The sequence below is a fragment of the Actinoplanes nipponensis genome (assembly GCF_016862275.1).
Lineage (GTDB): Bacteria > Actinomycetota > Actinomycetes > Mycobacteriales > Micromonosporaceae > Actinoplanes > Actinoplanes nipponensis.
The window spans coordinates 70336-86809 of record NZ_BOMQ01000043.1 but is presented as its reverse complement, the minus strand read 5'-3'; the positions used below and the strand labels follow the sequence as shown (position 1 = coordinate 86809).

Here is a 16474-nt window from a genome sequence, read left to right as displayed (position 1 = left end):
GGTTAGATTCTCTGATGTGGCGCGCAAAATGAAGATTCCCGCGACGAAGTATCCGGTGGAACGCTTCACCCTCGACAACGGTCTGCGGGTGGTCCTCACACCCGACCGCAGCGCCCCCGTGGTCGGTGTGGCGGTCGTCTACGACGTCGGCATCCGCTCCGAACCGGAGGGACGCACGGGCTTCGCCCATCTCTTCGAGCACCTGATGTTCCAGGGCTCGGAGAACCTGGAGAAGCTCGCGCACTTCCGGCACGTGCAGGGGGCCGGCGGCAGCTTCAACGGTTCGACCCATCTCGACTACACCGACTACTTCGAGGTGCTGCCCTCCGGCGCGCTCGAACGGGCGCTGTTCCTGGAGGCCGACCGCATGCGCGGCCCCCGCCTGACCGAGGAGAACCTGCGCAACCAGGTCGACGTGGTCAAGGAGGAGATCCGGGTCAACGTCCTCAACCGCCCGTACGGTGGCTTCCCCTGGCTGCGGCTGCCGCCGGTGATGTTCCAGACCTTCGCCAACGCGCACGACGGGTACGGCTCGTTCGGCGACCTGGACCACGCGACCGTGGCCGACGCCGAGGAGTTCTTCGACAAGTACTACGCCAGCGGCAACGCGGTGCTCTCGGTCGCCGGCGACTTCGACGTGGCCCACGCGACCGCCCTGATCGAGCGCCACTTCGGCGACGTGCCGGCCCGGGGCAAGCCCGCGCTGCCGGACTTCGCCGAGCCCGACATCGACGGGGAGCGGCGGGAGACGTACACCGACCGGCTCGCCCCGCTGCCCGCGGTGGCCAGCGGGTGGCGGCTGCCGGACCCGATCGCCGAGTTCGACGCCTACCTGCCGTACGTGGTGCTGGCCGAGGTGCTGACCGACGGCGACGCGTCCCGGCTGGTGGAGCGGCTGGTGCAGCGCGACCGTACGGTCACCAGCGTCGGCGGCTACATCGGCTTCATGGGCGACGAGTACCAGGTCCGCAACCCCACCGCGATGCTGCTCCAGGCCCACATGCCCCCGGGCGGCGACGCGGACAAGGTGCTGCGGACCATCGACGAGGAGCTCGACCGGCTCGCCACCGGCGGCATGGCGCCCGGCGAGCTGGCCCGCACCCAGGCCCGGATGGCGACGCACCTGTTGCGCGACACCGACGCCGTGCTCGGCCGGGCGCTGCCGATGGCCGTGCTGGAGACCCAGCGCGGCCGCCCGGAGCTGCTGAACGAGCTGCCCCGGCTGGTCGGCGAGGTCACCGAGGCACAGATCGTCGCGGCCGCGGCCACCCTGCGGCCGGAGCGCCGCTCCACCATCGAGGTCATCCCGGGAGCCAACCAGTGAGCGTGCGTCAACTACCCGAGCTGATTCCGGACTCCAAGCTCAAGCTGCCCAGGCAGGCCGAGCGCAAGCTCAGCAGCGGCCTGACCGTCATCGCGATCCGGCGCCCGGCGGTGCCGCTGATCGAGATGCGGCTGCGGGTGCCGTTCGGCCGGGCGCCGCTGGCCCGCGCCACCCTGCTCTCCCAGGCGTTGTTCACCGGCACCGCGACCATGTCCAGCATCGAGATCGCCGCCGAGCTGCAGGCGGTCGGCGGCGGGCTCTCGGCCGGGCTGGACCCGGACCGGCTGCTGGTCACCGGCAACTCGCTGGCCGGCGGGCTCGACCGGATGCTGGAGATCCTCGCCGGGGTGCTGACCGACGCGACGTACCCGGCCGAGGAGGTGGCCACCGAGCGGGACCGCCTGGTCGATCACATCCAGGTGGCGCAGAGCCAGCCGGCCCACCTGGCCCGGACCGCGCTGCTGCACCGGATGTACGGCCGGCACCCGTACGCGGTGCAGACGCCGGAGCCGGAGCAGGTCAAGGGCGTGCGCCCGGCCCAGCTGCGGGCGCTGCACGCCGACCGGGTCCGCCCGGACGGCGCGGTGCTGGTGCTGGTCGGCGACCTGAGCCCGGAGAAGGCGATCGACGCGGCCGAGAAGGCGCTTGGCGGCTGGATCGGCCAGAGCCGGGACGGCAACGTGCCGCCCACCCCCGAGCTGGAGCCCGGACCGCTGTTGCTGGTCGACCGCCCGGGCGCGGTGCAGTCGTCGCTGCGGATGGCGCTGCCCGCGGTGTCCCGCACGGACCCCGACTACGCGGCGCTGCAACTGGCCAACATGGTCTTCGGCGGCTACTTCTCCTCGCGCTGGGTGGAGAACATCCGCGAGGACAAGGGCTACACGTACGGCCCGCACAGCTCGATCGAGCACTTCGTCGCCGGCTCCGCGCTGGTGGTGGCGGCCGAGGTGGCCACCGAGGTGACCGGTCCGGCGATGCTGGAGACCCTGTACGAGCTGGGCCGTGTCGCCAGCCTGCCGCCCGGCGAGGAGGAGCTGGAGCAGGCCCGCCGGTACGCCCTGGGCACCCTGCGCCTGGGTATGTCCACCCAGGCCGGGCTGGCCGGGCTGGCCAGCATCTACGCCAGCTTCGGCCTGCGCCTGGACTACCTGAGCGAGCACTCGGCGGCGCTGGCGGCGGCCACCCGCGAGCAGGTGACCGAGGCGGCGGCCAGGTATCTCGCGCCGTCGCGGGCCGTCGCGGTGCTGCTCGGCGACGCCGACAAGGTCGAGGCCCCGCTGGCGGCGCTGACCGCCGTGGAACGCGGGGCCGCGTGAGCGAGCCCGTGGGACCGGCCGGCACCGGCGAGCAACCCGATGTGGGGGAGCAGCCGGGGCCGGCCGTTCCGCCGCTGGCCCGGACCAGCCTGGACCGGGCGGCGCACCGCCGCACCGACGCGGACTGGCTGGCCCAGGCCTGGAAGTCCGGCCTGGTGCTGCTCATCGACATCGACAAGGGCGGCCGGGCGCTGATCGCCGAGCGACCGGACGGCACGCCGACGCTGGTGCTCGTCGGCGCCGACGCGGCGCCCGAGGGCGAGCGCCTCTTCCTCGGGGTCGACCCGGCCGGGGTGCCGATCTTCGCGATCGACGCCCCGCTGCCGGTGGCCGGCGACGCCGAGGCCCGGACGCTGCGCGACATCGGCGACCGGCTCGACGCGCGGGACGCCGGTATCTTCACCACCGCCGCGGCCCTGGGCAACTGGCACGCCAGCCACCGCTTCTCGCCGCGCAACGGCCAGCCCACCACGGTCATCGAGGCGGGCTGGTCGCGGGTGGACGCCGACGGGCGGGCCATGTGGCCGCGTACCGACCCGGCGATGATCGTGCTGGTCCACGACGGGGTGCCGGGGCCGCAGGGGCGCTGCCTGCTCGGCCACAACGCCGCCTGGCCCGAGGTGGGCGGCGTCCGCCGGTTCTCCTGCCTGGCCGGGTACGTCGAGCCGGGCGAGTCCGCGGAGGCCGCCGTCGTGCGCGAGGTGCAGGAGGAGGTCGGCGTCCGGCTGCGGTCCTGGCAGTACGAGGGCAGCCAGTCCTGGCCGTACCCGGGCTCGCTGATGCTCGGCTACACCGCCGTCGCGGATGCCGGCCAGCCGATCTCGGTGGATCCGGAGGAGATCGACGAGGCGCGGTGGTTCACCCGCGACGACATCGCCCGGATGATCGCCGGCGATTATGTCGAGCCGGAGAGCGGGGTTCGGATGAACCTTCCGATGCGGTCATCGATCGCTTTTTATCTCGTTGAGCGGTGGTTGGGCGATTTTCCCCGATAAGGGATTCACGTTTCTCTAATCAAAGGAATTTTCACACCGACTTAGCAACCATGGGTGGACACTCCAGCGTCTGGATGGCAGACACGGAGAAGAGGTAGCTAGATGTCCCTGCTTGCGCAGCAGACCTGGACCCCGATGACGGCCGAGGAGCGCGCGCGGTTCGATCGCGACGGTTTCCTGGTCGTCCCGGGTGTGCTGACCGAGGACGAGGTGGCGATCGCGCGCACCGCGATCCTGCGGTCCAAGGAGAAGGCGTCCCGGGAGGGTGGCCTGGGCGCGAACGGCGCGCTGCACCAGCTGTCCGCGGTCACCAACAACCCGGAGCTGGCGTTCCTGCTGGACCACCCCAAGGCCTTCAAGTACATCTGGTCGATGCTCGGCTGGAACGTGCACGTCTACCACTCCCATGTGGACGTGCACCCGCAGATCCACGAGCAGCAGAAGGACTGGTGGCACTGGCACCAGGACGGCGGCCGGCAGAACCGTGAGCTGGAGACCGACCCGCGTTCGCGGATGTCGGTGAAGCTGGCCTACTGGCTGTCCGACGTGAGCGAGACCGGCCGGGGCAACTTCACCGTCCTGCCGGGCAGCCACCTGACCAACTGGCTGCCGGGCCCGCCGTCGCGGGGCGTCCCGTGGCCGCAGCCCGAGGGCGCGCTGCAGATCACCGCGAACCCGGGCGACCTCGTCGTCTTCGACCGGCGGCTGTGGCACGCGCGCTCGGACAACTACTCGCCGATCACGCGCGTGGGTGCCTTCTTCGGCTACACGTACCGCTGGGTGGCCGGCCGCGACGAGGTGGCCGACCTGCCGAACACACCCGAATGGGCGACGTTCTCGCCCGTGCAGCAGCAGCTGCTCGGCGGCGCCGGCGACGGCAGCGGCGACCACGCCTGGGGCCACTACCCCGAGACCACCCCGCTGTACGGCGAACTCAAGCGTCAGGGCCTGCTCGACTCGAGCATTCCCGCGCTCATCCCATGACGCGGACGGGGCCGGCCGACGAGCGACCGGCCCCCGTCACGACCGCGGCCCGCGTCAGGCGGAGATCGCGGCCAGGTGCTCCTTGACCTGCACGATGGACGGGTTCGTCAGCGCGGACCCGTCCTCGAAGCGCAGGGTCGGCACCGTCTGGTTGCCGCCGTTGACACCCATCACGAACTCGGCCGAGGCCGGGTCCTGCTCGATGTCGATGACGTCGTACTGGATGCCCTCCCGGTCGAGCTGCGACTTGAGCCGGTGACAGTAGCCACACCAGGACGTCGAGTACATGGTCAACATCGGTCGGGATCCCTTCGCAGACATCACATGGCGGTACGCCTTCCCTTCAAACGTCGGACCGGGGTGCCATGATTCCCGGTTGTGACAGCCGAACGTGTTCTCGCCGGGCTCGATCCCGACCAGCGCCGGGCGGTGACCGCCCCCGCCGGGCCGGTCTGCATCCTCGCCGGGGCCGGCACGGGCAAGACACGAGCCATCACCCACCGGATCGCGTACCGCACGCTCAAGGGTGAGATCAGCCCCCGGCACATCCTCGCGGTCACCTTCACCGCCCGGGCCGCCGCCGAGATGCGCGCCCGGCTCACCGCGCTGGGCGCCGGCCGGGTGCAGGCCCGCACGTTCCACGCCGCGGCATTGCGCCAGGTCCGCTATTTCGCGCCGCGGCTGCTGGAGGGCCGGGCGATGCCCGAGCTGGTCGAGAGCAAAGGACGGCTCGTCGCCCTCGCCGCCGCCCACCACGGGTTGCGCGTCGACCGGACGGGGGCGCGGGACCTGGCGGCCGAGCTCGAATGGGCCAAGTCCTCGCTGGTCGAGCCGGGGGAGTACGTCGTCGCCGCGGCCAAGGCGCTGCGCGAGCCGCCGTACGAGGCCGCCAAGGTCGCCGAGGTCTTCGCGGCGTACGAGGCGCTCAAGCGGCGTCAGGGCGTCATCGACTTCGAGGACATGCTGCGCGCCGCGGTGTGGGGCATCGAGGAGCACCCCGACGTCGCCGAGCAGGTCCGCTCGCAGTACCGGCACTTCGTCGTGGACGAGTACCAGGACGTCAACCCGCTCCAGCAGCGGCTGCTCGACACCTGGCTGGGCGGCCGCGACGACATCACCGTGGTCGGCGACGCCAGCCAGACCATCTACTCGTTCACCGGCGCCACCTCGGCGTACCTGGTCGACTTCCCCCGGCAGCGCCGCGACGCCGTGGTGGTCCGCCTGGTCCGCGACTACCGCTCCACCCCGCAGGTGGTCGGCCTGGCCAACGCGGTCATCAAGCAGGCCCGCGGGGCCGAGGCCAAGCTGCGGCTGGAGCTGATCGGCCAGCGCGCCCCCGGCGCCGAACCCGATCTCAAGATCTTCCCGGACGAGCCGGCCGAGGCCGTCGCGGTGGCCCGCCGCTGCCGCGAGCTCATCGCCGCCGGCACCCCGGCCAGCGAGATCGCGGTGCTGTTCCGCACCAACGCGCAGTCGGAGGCTTACGAGAAGGCGCTCGCCGAGCTGGAGGTGCCCTACGTCGTGCGCGGCGCCGAGCGCTTCTTCGAACGCACCGAGGTGCGCCAGGCGATGATCGCGCTGCGGTCCGCGGTGCGCTCCACGCCGGGGGAGACCCCGCTGGTCCAGGCCGTCGTGGAGGCGCTCTCGGCGACCGGCTGGGTGCGCGACAAGCCCCCGCCGGGCGGGGCGCAGCGCGAGCAGTGGGAGGCGCTGGCCGCCCTGGTCGCCCTGGCCGAGGACTACGCCCGCAGCCCCGACCTGCTGCCGCTGGGCCAGGCCGGGGCGATCCAGCACGACCTGTCGCTGTCGGCGTTCTGCGAGGAGCTGGCCCGCCGCGCCGAGCAGCAGCACGCCCCCACGGTCGAGGGCGTGACGCTGGCCTCCCTGCACTCCGCCAAGGGCCTGGAGTGGGACGCCGTGTTCCTGGTCGGGCTGGCCGAGGGCACGCTGCCGACGACGTACGCGAAAACCCCCGAGCAGCTCGAGGAGGAGCGCCGCCTGCTCTATGTCGGCGTGACCCGGGCCCGGCAGTGGCTCTGGCTGTCGTACGGGCAGAGCCGTTCGCCGGGCGGCCGCGCCCGGCGGCCGTGCCGGTTCCTGCCGCAGTTGGGGCCGACCCGCACGGGTCTGGAAAAGGCGAGTGTCGCGGGCGGCAGTCGGAAACCCGTCAATCGGCGCAGCACCGTGGTCTCCTGCCGGATCTGCGGGGCGACGCTGATGGCCGGCGCCGACCGCAAGCTGGGCCGCTGCCCGACCTGCCCGTCGGACCTCGACGAGGAGCTCTACCAGCGGCTGCTGGAATGGCGGGCGGCCACCGCGGCCGAGCAGAAAGTTCCTGCGTACGTGGTGTTCACCGATGCCACGATCGTGGCCATCGCCGAGCGCCGGCCCACCACCGCGCCGGAGCTGCTGGCCATCGCCGGAATCGGCCCCCGCAAGCTCGGCCAGTACGGCGCCGCGGTGTTCGCTCTGGTGGGTGGCGCGAGCCTCGCGGAGCCGGCTTCGGAAAACTTTGAAAACTAGTCCGTTAATTCGTTTGCCCTCCCCCCGCGGGCGGGCTTAGCCTCAGTGCACACCTTGACGAGCGCGGTTTAAAACCATGCTCACCAGGGACTGACAAGTACGACTCGAGCGCAAGGCGATGGAGGAGGTGGCACCGGTGAAGCTCAACTACACGATCGAGCGACCGTCGACGCTGCTTGCTGCTGTCTGCGCTCCGTCCGCTTCGTGGCTGCCGGAATCCGCCCCCGTGGCGCTCCTGGTTGCCGAGCGGGCTCCCGTTTCGCAGGCGCACCAGGTCCAGATCCAGGCCGAGCTGGTCCGGACCCTGGCGGGCGTCGATGGAAGCAACGGGACCACTGGGTTCGTGGGCAGCAACGGCATCTCCAAGCGCATGACGGATGGTGCCAGCGGTGTCCCGCCTCGAGGAAGGCCGGTCTAACAGACCAACCGGCTCACCTCGAGGCCGCGGAACCCGTAACCGGGATCCGCGGCCTACTTTTTTGCCGGCTCACCGGCCGGTGCACGACCTGTATCGCGATCCAGAAGATCGAGAAGAAGAGAGAGGTGACCGGGCTTTATGAGTCTGGCGCTGGCCCCACTCGACGTGAGCGTCGAGCTCGAGGCAAACCTGCCCTGTCGGAAGTTCGACCCGGACCTGTGGTTCTCGGACTCCCCGGCCCAGCTGGAACTGGCCAAGTCGCTCTGCGGGGACTGCCCGCTGCGCGTCGAGTGCCTCGCCGGCGCGGTCGAGCGGAACGAGCCCTGGGGTGTCTGGGGCGGCGAGATCTTTGAGCGTGGCGCCGTCGTGCCGCGCAAGCGGCCCCGTGGCCGTCCCCGCAAGGTCGACGTCGCTCGCGACGCCGAGCTCCAGGTCGAGGTCGAGGAGCGGCTCGCCGCGAACGGCCTCGAGTCCCGCAACTCGGTCCGCCTCGCGGCCTGAGCAACCGTAAGTCCGACGACCTTCTACCAGAGACGGAACCGACTGCTGTGAACACGAACGGAACCACCAAGGTGAAACTCATCCAAGAAGCGCTCTCGCGAGCACGAATGCGTCGGCCTCAGGCCGACCACCACCCTGAGGCACACCGAGGAGCTCGTCAGATCGCGATGGAGGCCCGCCACCGGGCCGCACGTGAACTCGGCGGACGCCTCTGACCAACGAGCGCATTCGACGGGCCCGTCCGCATTCCTGCGGGCGGGCCCTTTCCCTGCCCGGCTACCGCGGCATCCGGCGGGCCCGAAGGCCGCGTACCGCGCCCACCAGGCAGGACAAGCTGCCCAGTCCGAGCAGTTGGCCGCCGAATTCCGCCGCGTAGCCGAGCGCGCTGTGCCGGCCGACGGTCAGATCGGCCGCCGTTTCCACGGTGACCGCGGCGACGAACGTGAGCACGGCGCCGGCCGCCAGGGCGCCGACGCGCCGGCGTGTGGGCGGGGGCTCGGCCGGAACGGCCGGCCCGTCCAGCAGCGCGAGGAGCCGCCGGTGTCCGGCCTCGGTGCCGATCGTGGCCCGCTCGGCCGGGTGGTCGGCGTAGTGGCGGACCGCCGCCGCCACGAAGGCCGGCGGGGTCACCTCGAAGGCGATCCGGTCCGGTCGCCGGACCAGTCCGCGGCGGGTGACCCGGCCGGGATCGGCGAGCACCAGGTCGAGGCGGTACTCCGCCGGCGCCGGGCGGGGCTGGTCCGCCGGGACCGGCGGATCCCCGGCGGGGGCGAGGGCGCTCCAGGGGATGAACACCCGGCCGGTCTCGCGATCGGCGCGAACACCCTCGGGCGTGAGGGCGATGCCGAGGCCGCGGGTGACCAGCGTCGCGAAGAGGAGAACGGGAACGCCGATCACGGCCATGACCACGACCCAGCCGCCGTCGCGGTCGCCGTGCGCCCACGACCAGCCGCCGACCTCGGCGAAGAAGGCCAGCGCGGCGAGCAGGAAGATCACCAGGAAGACGCCCGCCGCGGCGCGGGCCGTACGGAAGGCGCCGCCGGCGGAGTCGATCTCGAACCGGACGGGGGCCCGCCACCGCTCGACGGCCCCGACGACCGCGCCGGCCACCAGGGCGAGCGCGGCCACTGCGCCGAGGGCGGCCAGGCTCTCGACCGGCTCGTTCGGCCGACGGACCGCGTCGGTGACGGCGAGCGCGCTGATCACGAGCGCCGCGATCAGGATGCGGCGCCGGTACCGCGCCACCGCTGCGGCGAAACTCCAGATCACCGCAAAAGGGTAGGTCAGGGGCGGACCGGCGGGCCTGGGCCGATCGGTTGGCAACCCGGGCCGGACGACTCGCTCCCGGCGATCTCCGGGGCGAGAAGCCGGCCGAGGGCGGCGGCCACCGGGACGGGCGTCACGCGACCGGGGCGAAGCCGGGCAGCCATTTCTGCAGGATCGACCGGTACGGCGCCTGCGCCTCGAGCTGGCACAGCACCCCGATCGAGCCCAGCGTCACCCGGTGGATCAGCAGGTACGACGGCGGCAGGTTGAGCTTGCGGCTGAGCTGGAAGGCCGGCGACCGGGGGCTGGACAGCCGGGTGGCCTCGCCACGGATCCAGGCCCGGGTGAAGCGGAACTCGTCCACCGCCACCGGCTCGATCATCGGCCGCAGGAAGGCCAGCACCGCCTCGGCGTCCAGCTCGTCGTCCGGCTTGATGAAGCCCTCGTCGCGCAGCCCCTCAGCCACCGCGTCGGCGTCGCCGTCCAGGGCCAGCCGGACCAGCCGGCCGATCGGCTCCGGGTGGCCGCCGGGCAGCCGGGCCACCGCGCCGAAGTCGATCACGCCGAGCCGGCCGTCGGGCAGGATCCGGAAGTTGCCGGGGTGCGGGTCGGCGTGCAGCAGGCCGGTACGGGCGGGCGCCGAGAAGTTCAGCGTCGCCATCAGCCGGCCCGCCTCGTCGCGTTCCGCCTCGGTGCCCTCGGTGATCACCCGGGACAGCGGGGTGCCGTCGATCCACTCGGTGACCAGCACCCGGGGCGCGGAGGCGACCACCCGGGGCACGTAGATGTCCTCGTCGCCGGCGTACCCGGCGGCGAACGCCTTCTGGGCCTCCGCCTCCATGGCGTAGTCGAGCTCCTCGGTGATCCGCTCGCGCAGCTCGGTGAGCAGCGGCTTCATGTCCATGCCGGGCTGAATGATCTTGAACATGCCGGCCAGCCGGCTGAGCTGCTTGAGATCGGCCAGCAGCGCGTCGCCGGCGCCCGGATACTGCACCTTCACCGCGACGTCGAGGGTCTTGGGCTTCGCGCCCTTGCGGGTGGGCGGGAGCTTCCACACCGCCCGGTGCACCTGCCCGATGCTGGCCGCGGCGGCCGGGCTGTCGTCGAACTCGGCGAACATGTCCCGCCAGTTCTCGCCGAGCTGCTCGGCGAGCGCCTTGTGCACGCTGGCCACCGGCATCGGCGGCGCGGCCTCCTGCAGCTTGGTCAGCGCCTGCCGGTACGGCCCGGCCATCTCCTCGGGCATGGCGGCCTCGAAGACCGACAGCGCCTGCCCGAACTTCATCGCGCCGCCCTTGAGCTGGCCGAGCACGCTGAAGAGCTGTTCCGCGGTGCGCTGCTGGATGTCGGCGGCGATGACATCCGTCGCGATGCCCGTCACCCGCTTGCCCAGACCCAGCACGGTGCGCCCGGCGAAGCCGAGAGGCAGTGCGGCGAGCTTGGCTGTCCGGGAGGCTGCACGACGCGGGATGTCGGTCACCAGATCATTGTTACCGACGCGGAGCCGATCAACCGCTCCCGTGGCGGCAGATGGGGCGCGGACGTGCCAAATAGCCTGATTGCCGGCCGTCGATCGCGGTTCCTTCCGCCTGAGTGTGACCCATGCCGCTTTTTCGGGGACCCGCCTCGCCGGCGGCGTCCGGCCGGTGGCGGCGGGCGCAGGGGCACGAGGGGTGGGGTGGCCACGTGCGGCGGCGGCTGCGGCCGGGTGCGCTGATCGCCATCTCCGCGCCCAGGGTTTCCGGGATGCCGCCGTCGAGGTGGATCAGGGCCTCGGCGGCGATGGCGGCGGTGGCCGCGAGCAGGGTGGTCACCGCGCACGGCTCCAGGGCGGCGGGCCCCGGGTCCCAGGCCGTCTGCGGCCAGGTGGCGTCGCGGTCGGCGTGGTGCAGGGTGATGCAGTTGGGGCACGGGGCGGCGCCCGGCAGGACCAGGGGGCCGACGATCACCCGGCCCTCGCGGACCGTGGCGGTCAGGTGGGGGCGGTTGCGGTGGACGCCGGCGCCGGACGGCCGGGTGGGCGACGGGCCGGGGCCCAGCTGGACCACCAGGGACGCGGCTCCGCGCCGTACCGGACGGGTCTCGGTGCCGGGCGCCGCCCGCTGGATGGCCGATGCCACGGCCTCGGCCCGCGGCCGGCCGATGTCGGCCTCGGACAGCGGGCCGCCCGGCAGTTCGTGGCGGGTCACGGCGCCGGTCAGGTCGGCTTGGACGTGGCCGGTCCCGGCCTCGGCCAGCGCGACCGCGACCCCGGCGGCCAGCCGGCCGGAGCCGGTGACCACGATCCGGGCCGAGGCCCGCCGGCGCAGGGTGCGGGCCGGGGAGGTGGCCGGGCCGGCGAAGGCGAGGGCGGCCGCCTCGGTGGTCAGGCGGGCCGGCATGGCCGGCGGGAACAGGCTCTGGGCGGGCACCACCAGACCGGCTGCGTGCAGGGTGTCGAGCAGGGTCACGGCTTCGTCGCTCCGCAGGCCGAGCGGGCCGGCCCGGGCGAGGGCGTGGCGCTCCGAATGGGCCCCGTCGAGCAGGTCGAGCAGGCGGGCCGCTCCGGGCTCGGGCAGGTCGAGCAGGACGGCGCGGGCCGGGTCGAGGCCCAGTTGCAGCGTGTGCGGGGTGCGCCAGATGCGGGGGAGGCCCGGCAGCAGGGTGGGCCGGGGCAGCGGCGTACGGCTCATGACATGACACGGTGTCACGATTCCGGCGCGCAGCGGATTGGTTGTCCACAGGGCCGCCCCGCCTGCGCGCAGGGTTATCCACAGGATTATGCGAGTTATCCACAGGAGGGTGGCGAGGGTGGCAAATTACTCAACGTGGTGGGACGGTAACTGGTTACGGACTCGATCGGGTGATCCGGGCCGGAAAGCCGACGGGGGCGACCGGAATGGTCGCCCCCGTCGTGCTTGGTCCGGCGTGCTCAGGCCTTCGCCTTGCCCAGGATCCGGTTGACCGTCGTGCCGCAGACCGGGCACTTGCCCTTGGCCATGTTCATGCCGGTCTTCGAGACTTCGACGGTGCCCTGGAAGTCGCGCTTCTCCTTGCACTTCACGCAGTAGCCGTTGTACGTGTTGTCGGCCACGATTCCTCCTCGTCATGTTGTCAGCCGGGTCGGCCCCGTGCCTGGCTCGCGGCGTCAGGCCGCGATCTGTGTTCGGCGCTGGACCGCTCCGCGACCACGTGAATGTGGCCACCCGCTCGGGGCGGTTCTACCCAGGTCGGGCCGTTTCCATGTCAGCGCGGCGCCGGCGGTGTCGTCGACGGCCTGAGTGTGCCCGGCGAGATGATCCTTTCCGGGTACATACCGGTAGACACGCCGACGAAATACTCTAGAACCCCTGAAATCAGACATTAGGCACGGGCGGGCGTGCGCGTCGATCCTGGGCTAGCGTGGGGTTCGAGCGGCCACCGGCCCGTTGCCGAAAATATTTTCGGAATTACTGGGGCGTAGGTCACATTTTGGGTGCGTGTCGTTTGTCGTACCCTTGCGGCCACCTGGCCCTGACAGATTAACGTCGCAATGTGAACCCGAGTGTGGGCCGCGCGAGCCGGTAATGGCCAGGACGCGCAAGCCTGTCGTCGAAGTGCGGCGCAGCCAGCGTCGGCGTCGCACGGTGTCCGCGTATCGCGAGGGCGAGCGGGTCGTCGTCCTGATTCCCGATCGGTTCTCCCGGGCTGAGGAGACCGAGTGGGTGGCCCGGATGCTCGAGCGGCTGGCCGCCCGCGAGGAGCGCATCCGGCGTACGGACAGCGAGCTGCTGGGCCGCGCCCGTCGCCTGATCTCCCGTTACCTGCCCGACTACGCCGAGTACATCGTGCCGGCCAGCGTCCGCTGGGTGACCAACCAGAACGGCCGGTGGGGATCGTGCACCCCGGACGACGCGACGATCCGGATCTCGCACCGGATCCAGGAGATGCCGGACTGGGTGATCGACTACGTGCTGCTGCACGAGCTGACGCACCTGGTCGTGCCCAGCCACAACGCGGAGTTCTGGGAACTGGTCAACCGCTTCCCGCGGGCGGAACGGGCCCGCGGTTACCTCGAGGGCATCTCGGCGGCCACCGGCCTGGTCCTCGCCGACGATTGAGCCGACCGGCCGGCCGCCACCGGGCCGCCCCGCGTGGATAGCCTTTCCGCGTGACCAGACGTGTGGTGGTGGCGCTGCTCACCGCGGTGACCTGGAGTCCGCCCGGCGCCGAGCTGACCGCCTGGCGGGCCGCCCTGGCCGAGGACGTCGTCGACCTGCTGGCCCGCCTGGCCCAGGCCGAGCCGGCCATCGCCGCCACCGCGGCCGACCTGCCCCTGGCCCGCGAGATCGCCTGGCCGGGCATGCCCATCTACGAGGTGCGCACCGCCACCGTGCGGCCCGTGCTGGAGGCCGCGGAACGAGAGGGCTTCGACCAGGCGGCCGTGCTGGCAGCCGACGCCGCCGACGTGCCGGGCATGATCCTCGGCAAGCTGCTGCGCCCACTGAGCAGCAAACCCGTGGCGGTGGCGCCCACCGGCCAGCCGACCGGGCTGCTGGCCCTCGCGGCCACCCTGCCCGCGCCGGAATGGCTGGCCGACGTCGACCTCGACACCGCCACCCCCATGACGGTCCGCCGCACCGCGCCCCAGCCCAGCCTGGTGGAGTCGACCGCGGACTGGCGCCGCCTGCGCGGGCCCCACGACCTGGCGACCCTGGACCCGGCCCTCGAGGGCTGGGAGAACACCAGGGCGATGCTCGGCGGCTGAGCGAGGGACACCTCGGCCCCCCGCCCGGCGTCGACTCCTCAGTCGTTCTTCTCGCCCTCGGTCCCGCCGAGGTTGTCCAGCTCGGAGATGTCCCAGTCGAGCTGGGCCCGGGCGAACTTCTGCGGGTCGGCGAAGTCCTCGTCGGTCGGCAGCAGATCCGGGTGGTCCCACAGGGCGTCTCGCCCGGCCACCCCCCGGTGCTCGGTGACCGCCGTCCACAGCGCTCCGGCCTCCCGCAGCCGGCGCGGCCGCAGCTCCAGGCCGACCAGCGCCGCGAACGTCTGCTCCGCCGGTCCGCCCGCCGCGCGCCGGCGCCGGAACGCCTCGCCCAGCGCCGCCACCGACGGCAGCCGGTCGCCCGCCGCGCTGTCCACGACGTGGCCCACCCAGCCCTCGATCAGCGCGAGCGCCGTCTCCAGCCGGGCCAGGGACGCCTTCTGCTGCGGGGTGTCCTCGGGGGTGAAGATGCCTTCGAGCGCCATCTGCTGCATGGACTCCGGGTCGGACGGGTCGACGCGGCTCATCGCCTCCTCGATCGCCTCCCGGTTGACCGTGATGCCGTTCGCGTACGTCTCCACGGCGCTCAGCACGTGCGCGCGCAGCCACGGGACGTGCTGGAACAGCCGCTGGTGGGCCGCCTCGCGCAGCGCCACGTACAGGCGTACCTGGTCCTCCGGGATCTCCAGGCCGTCGCCGTACGCCTTGATGTTGGCCGGGACCAGGGCCGCCGTGCCCGCCGGGCCGAGCGGCAGGCCGATGTCGCCGGCCGAGAGCACCTCAGCCGCGAGCTGGCCGAGCGCCTGGCCGAGCTGGCCGCCGAACAGCGCGCCGCCGAGCGTCGCCACCATCGACTGCATCGGGCCCAGCTGGGCCCGCGCCTCCTCCGGCACCAGGTCGCCCATGGCGCCCACCATGCGGCCCGCGATCGGGTCGCACAGCTTCTTCCACACGTCGAGAGTGTTGTAGACCCACTCGTTCCTGTTCCACGCTGTCGCGTCGCGGATGCCGGACGGCAGCGCGGACGCCGGGTCGAGCCACAGGTCGGCGAGGCGCAGGGCCTCGGCGACGGCGTTGTGCTCGTACATGTTGACCGCGGGGTCGCCGGTCGCGCTCAGCTGGCTGGCCGCCACCTGGCGGGCCAGATCCCAGTTGACCGGGCCGCTCCCGGGCGCGGCGAACATCTGCTGCAGCTGATTCATGAACTGCTGCATCTGCTGCGGGTCGGAGGGGTCGGGCGGCTGGGCGCCCGGCAGGCTGAAGCCGAACGGGATATCAGGCACACCCCAACCGTACGCGCGTCAGACGCCTTCGTGACCAATGCCGGTGTCAGCTCAGAGAGAACTCAGGGTCGGTTGGTACGGTCACGCGCATGAGACGTCGCGGTGTCACGGTCATCCTCGGCGCCCTGATCACCGCGCTGCTGGCAGTTGGTGTCATGGCCTTCCCCCTGCCCTACGTCGTGTTGAAGCCGGGGCCGACCGTCAACACGCTCGGATCGGACAACGGCAAAGAGGTGATCCAGGTGACGAAGGCGGACACCTCGACCTCTCAGGGTCAGCTCCGGCTGACCACCGTAGGGGTCCAGCCGAGCGTCGAGCTGGTCTGGGCGATCCGCGGCTGGTTCAGCGACGAGCAGGCCGTCGTGCCGCGCGACCTGATCTACCCGCCCGACCAGAGCGAGCAGCAGGTCGAGGAGCAGAACGCCGAGGAGTTCAAGTCGTCGCAGTACAGCGCCGTGACCGTGGCGCTGCGCGAGCTCGGCTACCCGGTGCAGACCTTCGTCACCGAGGTGAGCAAGGACGGCCCGTCGGCCGGCGTGCTGGCCAAGGACGACGTCATCACCACCGTCGACGGCGCCGCGGTGACCAGCCCCGACAAGCTCACCCAGCTGGTGCAGGCCAAGCCGGCCGGCACCACGCTGACCGTCGGCTACACCCGGGCCGGCCGGGCCGGCTCGGCCAGCATCAAGACCCGGGCCGCCGAGGGCAGCAACACCCCGCGGATCGGCGTGGGCATCGACAAGCGGCAGCCGCACCCGTTCACCGTCGAGATCGACCTGGACGAGATCGGCGGGCCCAGCGCCGGCCTGATGTTCACCCTGGGCATCATCGACAAGCTGCGGCCGGCCGACCTGACCGGTGGCAAGATCATCGCGGGTACGGGCACCATCGACGACGAGGGCAACGTGGGCCCGATCGGCGGCATCCCGCAGAAGCTGGTCGGCGCCCAGGACGCGGGGGCCAAGCTCTTCCTGGTGCCCGCCGACAACTGTGCCGAGGCGCTGCGCAACGCCGTGCCCGGCCTCACCATGGCCGAGGTGGCCACCGTGGACGACGCCCTGACCGCGCTGCAGACCTTCGGCAGCGGCGGCACCCCGAAACCCTGCCCCGTGAAGTAACAATCGGCGCAGGTGCCCCAGAC

At 72.2% G+C, this 16474-nt stretch carries 16 protein-coding genes; 10 read left to right on the top strand and 6 right to left on the bottom strand.

What is annotated here, in order from left to right; all coding sequences use genetic code 11:
* Nucleotides 1-28: 28 nt before the first annotated feature.
* From Ani05nite_RS17365 to Ani05nite_RS17350, 4 genes are all read left to right on the top strand, one after another.
* A complete protein-coding gene (locus tag Ani05nite_RS17365; RefSeq protein WP_203769496.1) occupies nt 29-1324 on the top strand; it encodes a M16 family metallopeptidase in 1296 nt (431 codons plus the stop codon).
* Nucleotides 1321-2640 carry a M16 family metallopeptidase gene (locus Ani05nite_RS17360; protein ID WP_203769494.1) on the top strand — a complete coding sequence of 440 codons (1320 nt, stop codon included), beginning with the start codon at nt 1321-1323 and terminating at the stop codon, nt 2638-2640. The genes Ani05nite_RS17365 and Ani05nite_RS17360 overlap by 4 nt, the downstream gene beginning before the upstream one ends.
* Nucleotides 2637-3635 (top strand): NAD(+) diphosphatase, encoded by a 999-nt coding sequence (gene nudC / locus Ani05nite_RS17355; RefSeq protein WP_377882499.1) that lies wholly within the window; start codon nt 2637-2639, stop codon nt 3633-3635. The genes Ani05nite_RS17360 and nudC overlap by 4 nt, the downstream gene beginning before the upstream one ends.
* A gap of 102 nt (nt 3636-3737) precedes the next feature.
* The gene (locus Ani05nite_RS17350) at nt 3738-4619 is read left to right on the top strand and encodes a phytanoyl-CoA dioxygenase family protein (protein ID WP_203769492.1); all 882 of its coding nucleotides are present in this window, start codon (nt 3738-3740) and stop codon (nt 4617-4619) included.
* A 54-nt stretch (nt 4620-4673) separates the two neighbouring features.
* On the opposite strand, the gene Ani05nite_RS17345 is transcribed toward Ani05nite_RS17350, so the two are convergent.
* Nucleotides 4674-4916, bottom strand: a complete 243-nt coding sequence (locus Ani05nite_RS17345) for a mycoredoxin (RefSeq protein WP_203769491.1) — start codon at nt 4914-4916, stop codon at nt 4674-4676.
* Nucleotides 4917-4997: 81 nt separating this feature from the next.
* Here Ani05nite_RS17345 and Ani05nite_RS17340 point away from each other — a divergent pair, with 81 nt between their 5' ends.
* From Ani05nite_RS17340 to Ani05nite_RS17330, 3 genes are all read left to right on the top strand, one after another.
* Nucleotides 4998-7142 carry an ATP-dependent DNA helicase UvrD2 gene (locus tag Ani05nite_RS17340; protein ID WP_203769490.1) on the top strand — a complete coding sequence of 715 codons (2145 nt, stop codon included), beginning with the start codon at nt 4998-5000 and terminating at the stop codon, nt 7140-7142.
* Nucleotides 7143-7278: 136 nt separating this feature from the next.
* Complete coding sequence (locus Ani05nite_RS17335; RefSeq protein ID WP_239130121.1) at nt 7279-7560, top strand: hypothetical protein; 282 nt, start codon at nt 7279-7281, stop codon at nt 7558-7560.
* 138 nt (nt 7561-7698) lie between these two features.
* A complete protein-coding gene (locus Ani05nite_RS17330; protein ID WP_125807464.1) occupies nt 7699-8061 on the top strand; it encodes a WhiB family transcriptional regulator in 363 nt (120 codons plus the stop codon).
* Between the two features lie 276 nt (nt 8062-8337).
* Here the strand turns inward: Ani05nite_RS17330 and Ani05nite_RS17325 are convergent, their stop codons facing one another.
* The 4 genes from Ani05nite_RS17325 to Ani05nite_RS17310 all read right to left on the bottom strand — a co-directional run bounded on the left by Ani05nite_RS17325 (nt 8338) and on the right by Ani05nite_RS17310 (nt 12400).
* Nucleotides 8338-9330 carry a hypothetical protein gene (locus Ani05nite_RS17325; RefSeq protein WP_203769488.1) on the bottom strand — a complete coding sequence of 331 codons (993 nt, stop codon included), beginning with the start codon at nt 9328-9330 and terminating at the stop codon, nt 8338-8340.
* A gap of 130 nt (nt 9331-9460) precedes the next feature.
* On the bottom strand, nt 9461-10807 hold the full coding sequence (locus Ani05nite_RS17320; protein WP_203769487.1) for an ABC1 kinase family protein: 1347 nt from the start codon (nt 10805-10807) through the stop codon (nt 9461-9463).
* Between the two features lie 28 nt (nt 10808-10835).
* The gene (locus Ani05nite_RS17315) at nt 10836-11999 is read right to left on the bottom strand and encodes a hypothetical protein (RefSeq protein WP_239130119.1); all 1164 of its coding nucleotides are present in this window, start codon (nt 11997-11999) and stop codon (nt 10836-10838) included.
* A gap of 239 nt (nt 12000-12238) precedes the next feature.
* Entirely contained in the window at nt 12239-12400 is a 162-nt protein-coding gene (locus Ani05nite_RS17310) for a DUF5679 domain-containing protein (protein ID WP_015625326.1), read from the bottom strand.
* Between the two features lie 472 nt (nt 12401-12872).
* Between Ani05nite_RS17310 and Ani05nite_RS17305 the strand changes: the two genes are divergently transcribed.
* Nucleotides 12873-13406, top strand: coding sequence for a M48 metallopeptidase family protein (locus tag Ani05nite_RS17305; protein WP_203769486.1), 534 nt, complete (start codon nt 12873-12875; stop codon nt 13404-13406).
* A 50-nt stretch (nt 13407-13456) separates the two neighbouring features.
* A complete protein-coding gene (locus Ani05nite_RS17300) occupies nt 13457-14053 on the top strand; it encodes a hypothetical protein (RefSeq protein ID WP_203769484.1) in 597 nt (198 codons plus the stop codon).
* Nucleotides 14054-14091: 38 nt separating this feature from the next.
* Here Ani05nite_RS17300 and Ani05nite_RS17295 read toward each other — a convergent pair whose 3' ends face one another.
* Nucleotides 14092-15333: a zinc-dependent metalloprotease gene (locus Ani05nite_RS17295; protein ID WP_203769482.1), complete on the bottom strand. Its 1242-nt coding sequence runs from the start codon at nt 15331-15333 to the stop codon at nt 14092-14094.
* A gap of 89 nt (nt 15334-15422) precedes the next feature.
* On the opposite strand from Ani05nite_RS17295, the gene Ani05nite_RS17290 reads away from it, so the two are divergent.
* Nucleotides 15423-16451 carry a YlbL family protein gene (locus Ani05nite_RS17290; RefSeq protein WP_203769480.1) on the top strand — a complete coding sequence of 343 codons (1029 nt, stop codon included), beginning with the start codon at nt 15423-15425 and terminating at the stop codon, nt 16449-16451.
* Nucleotides 16452-16474 lie beyond the last annotated feature (23 nt).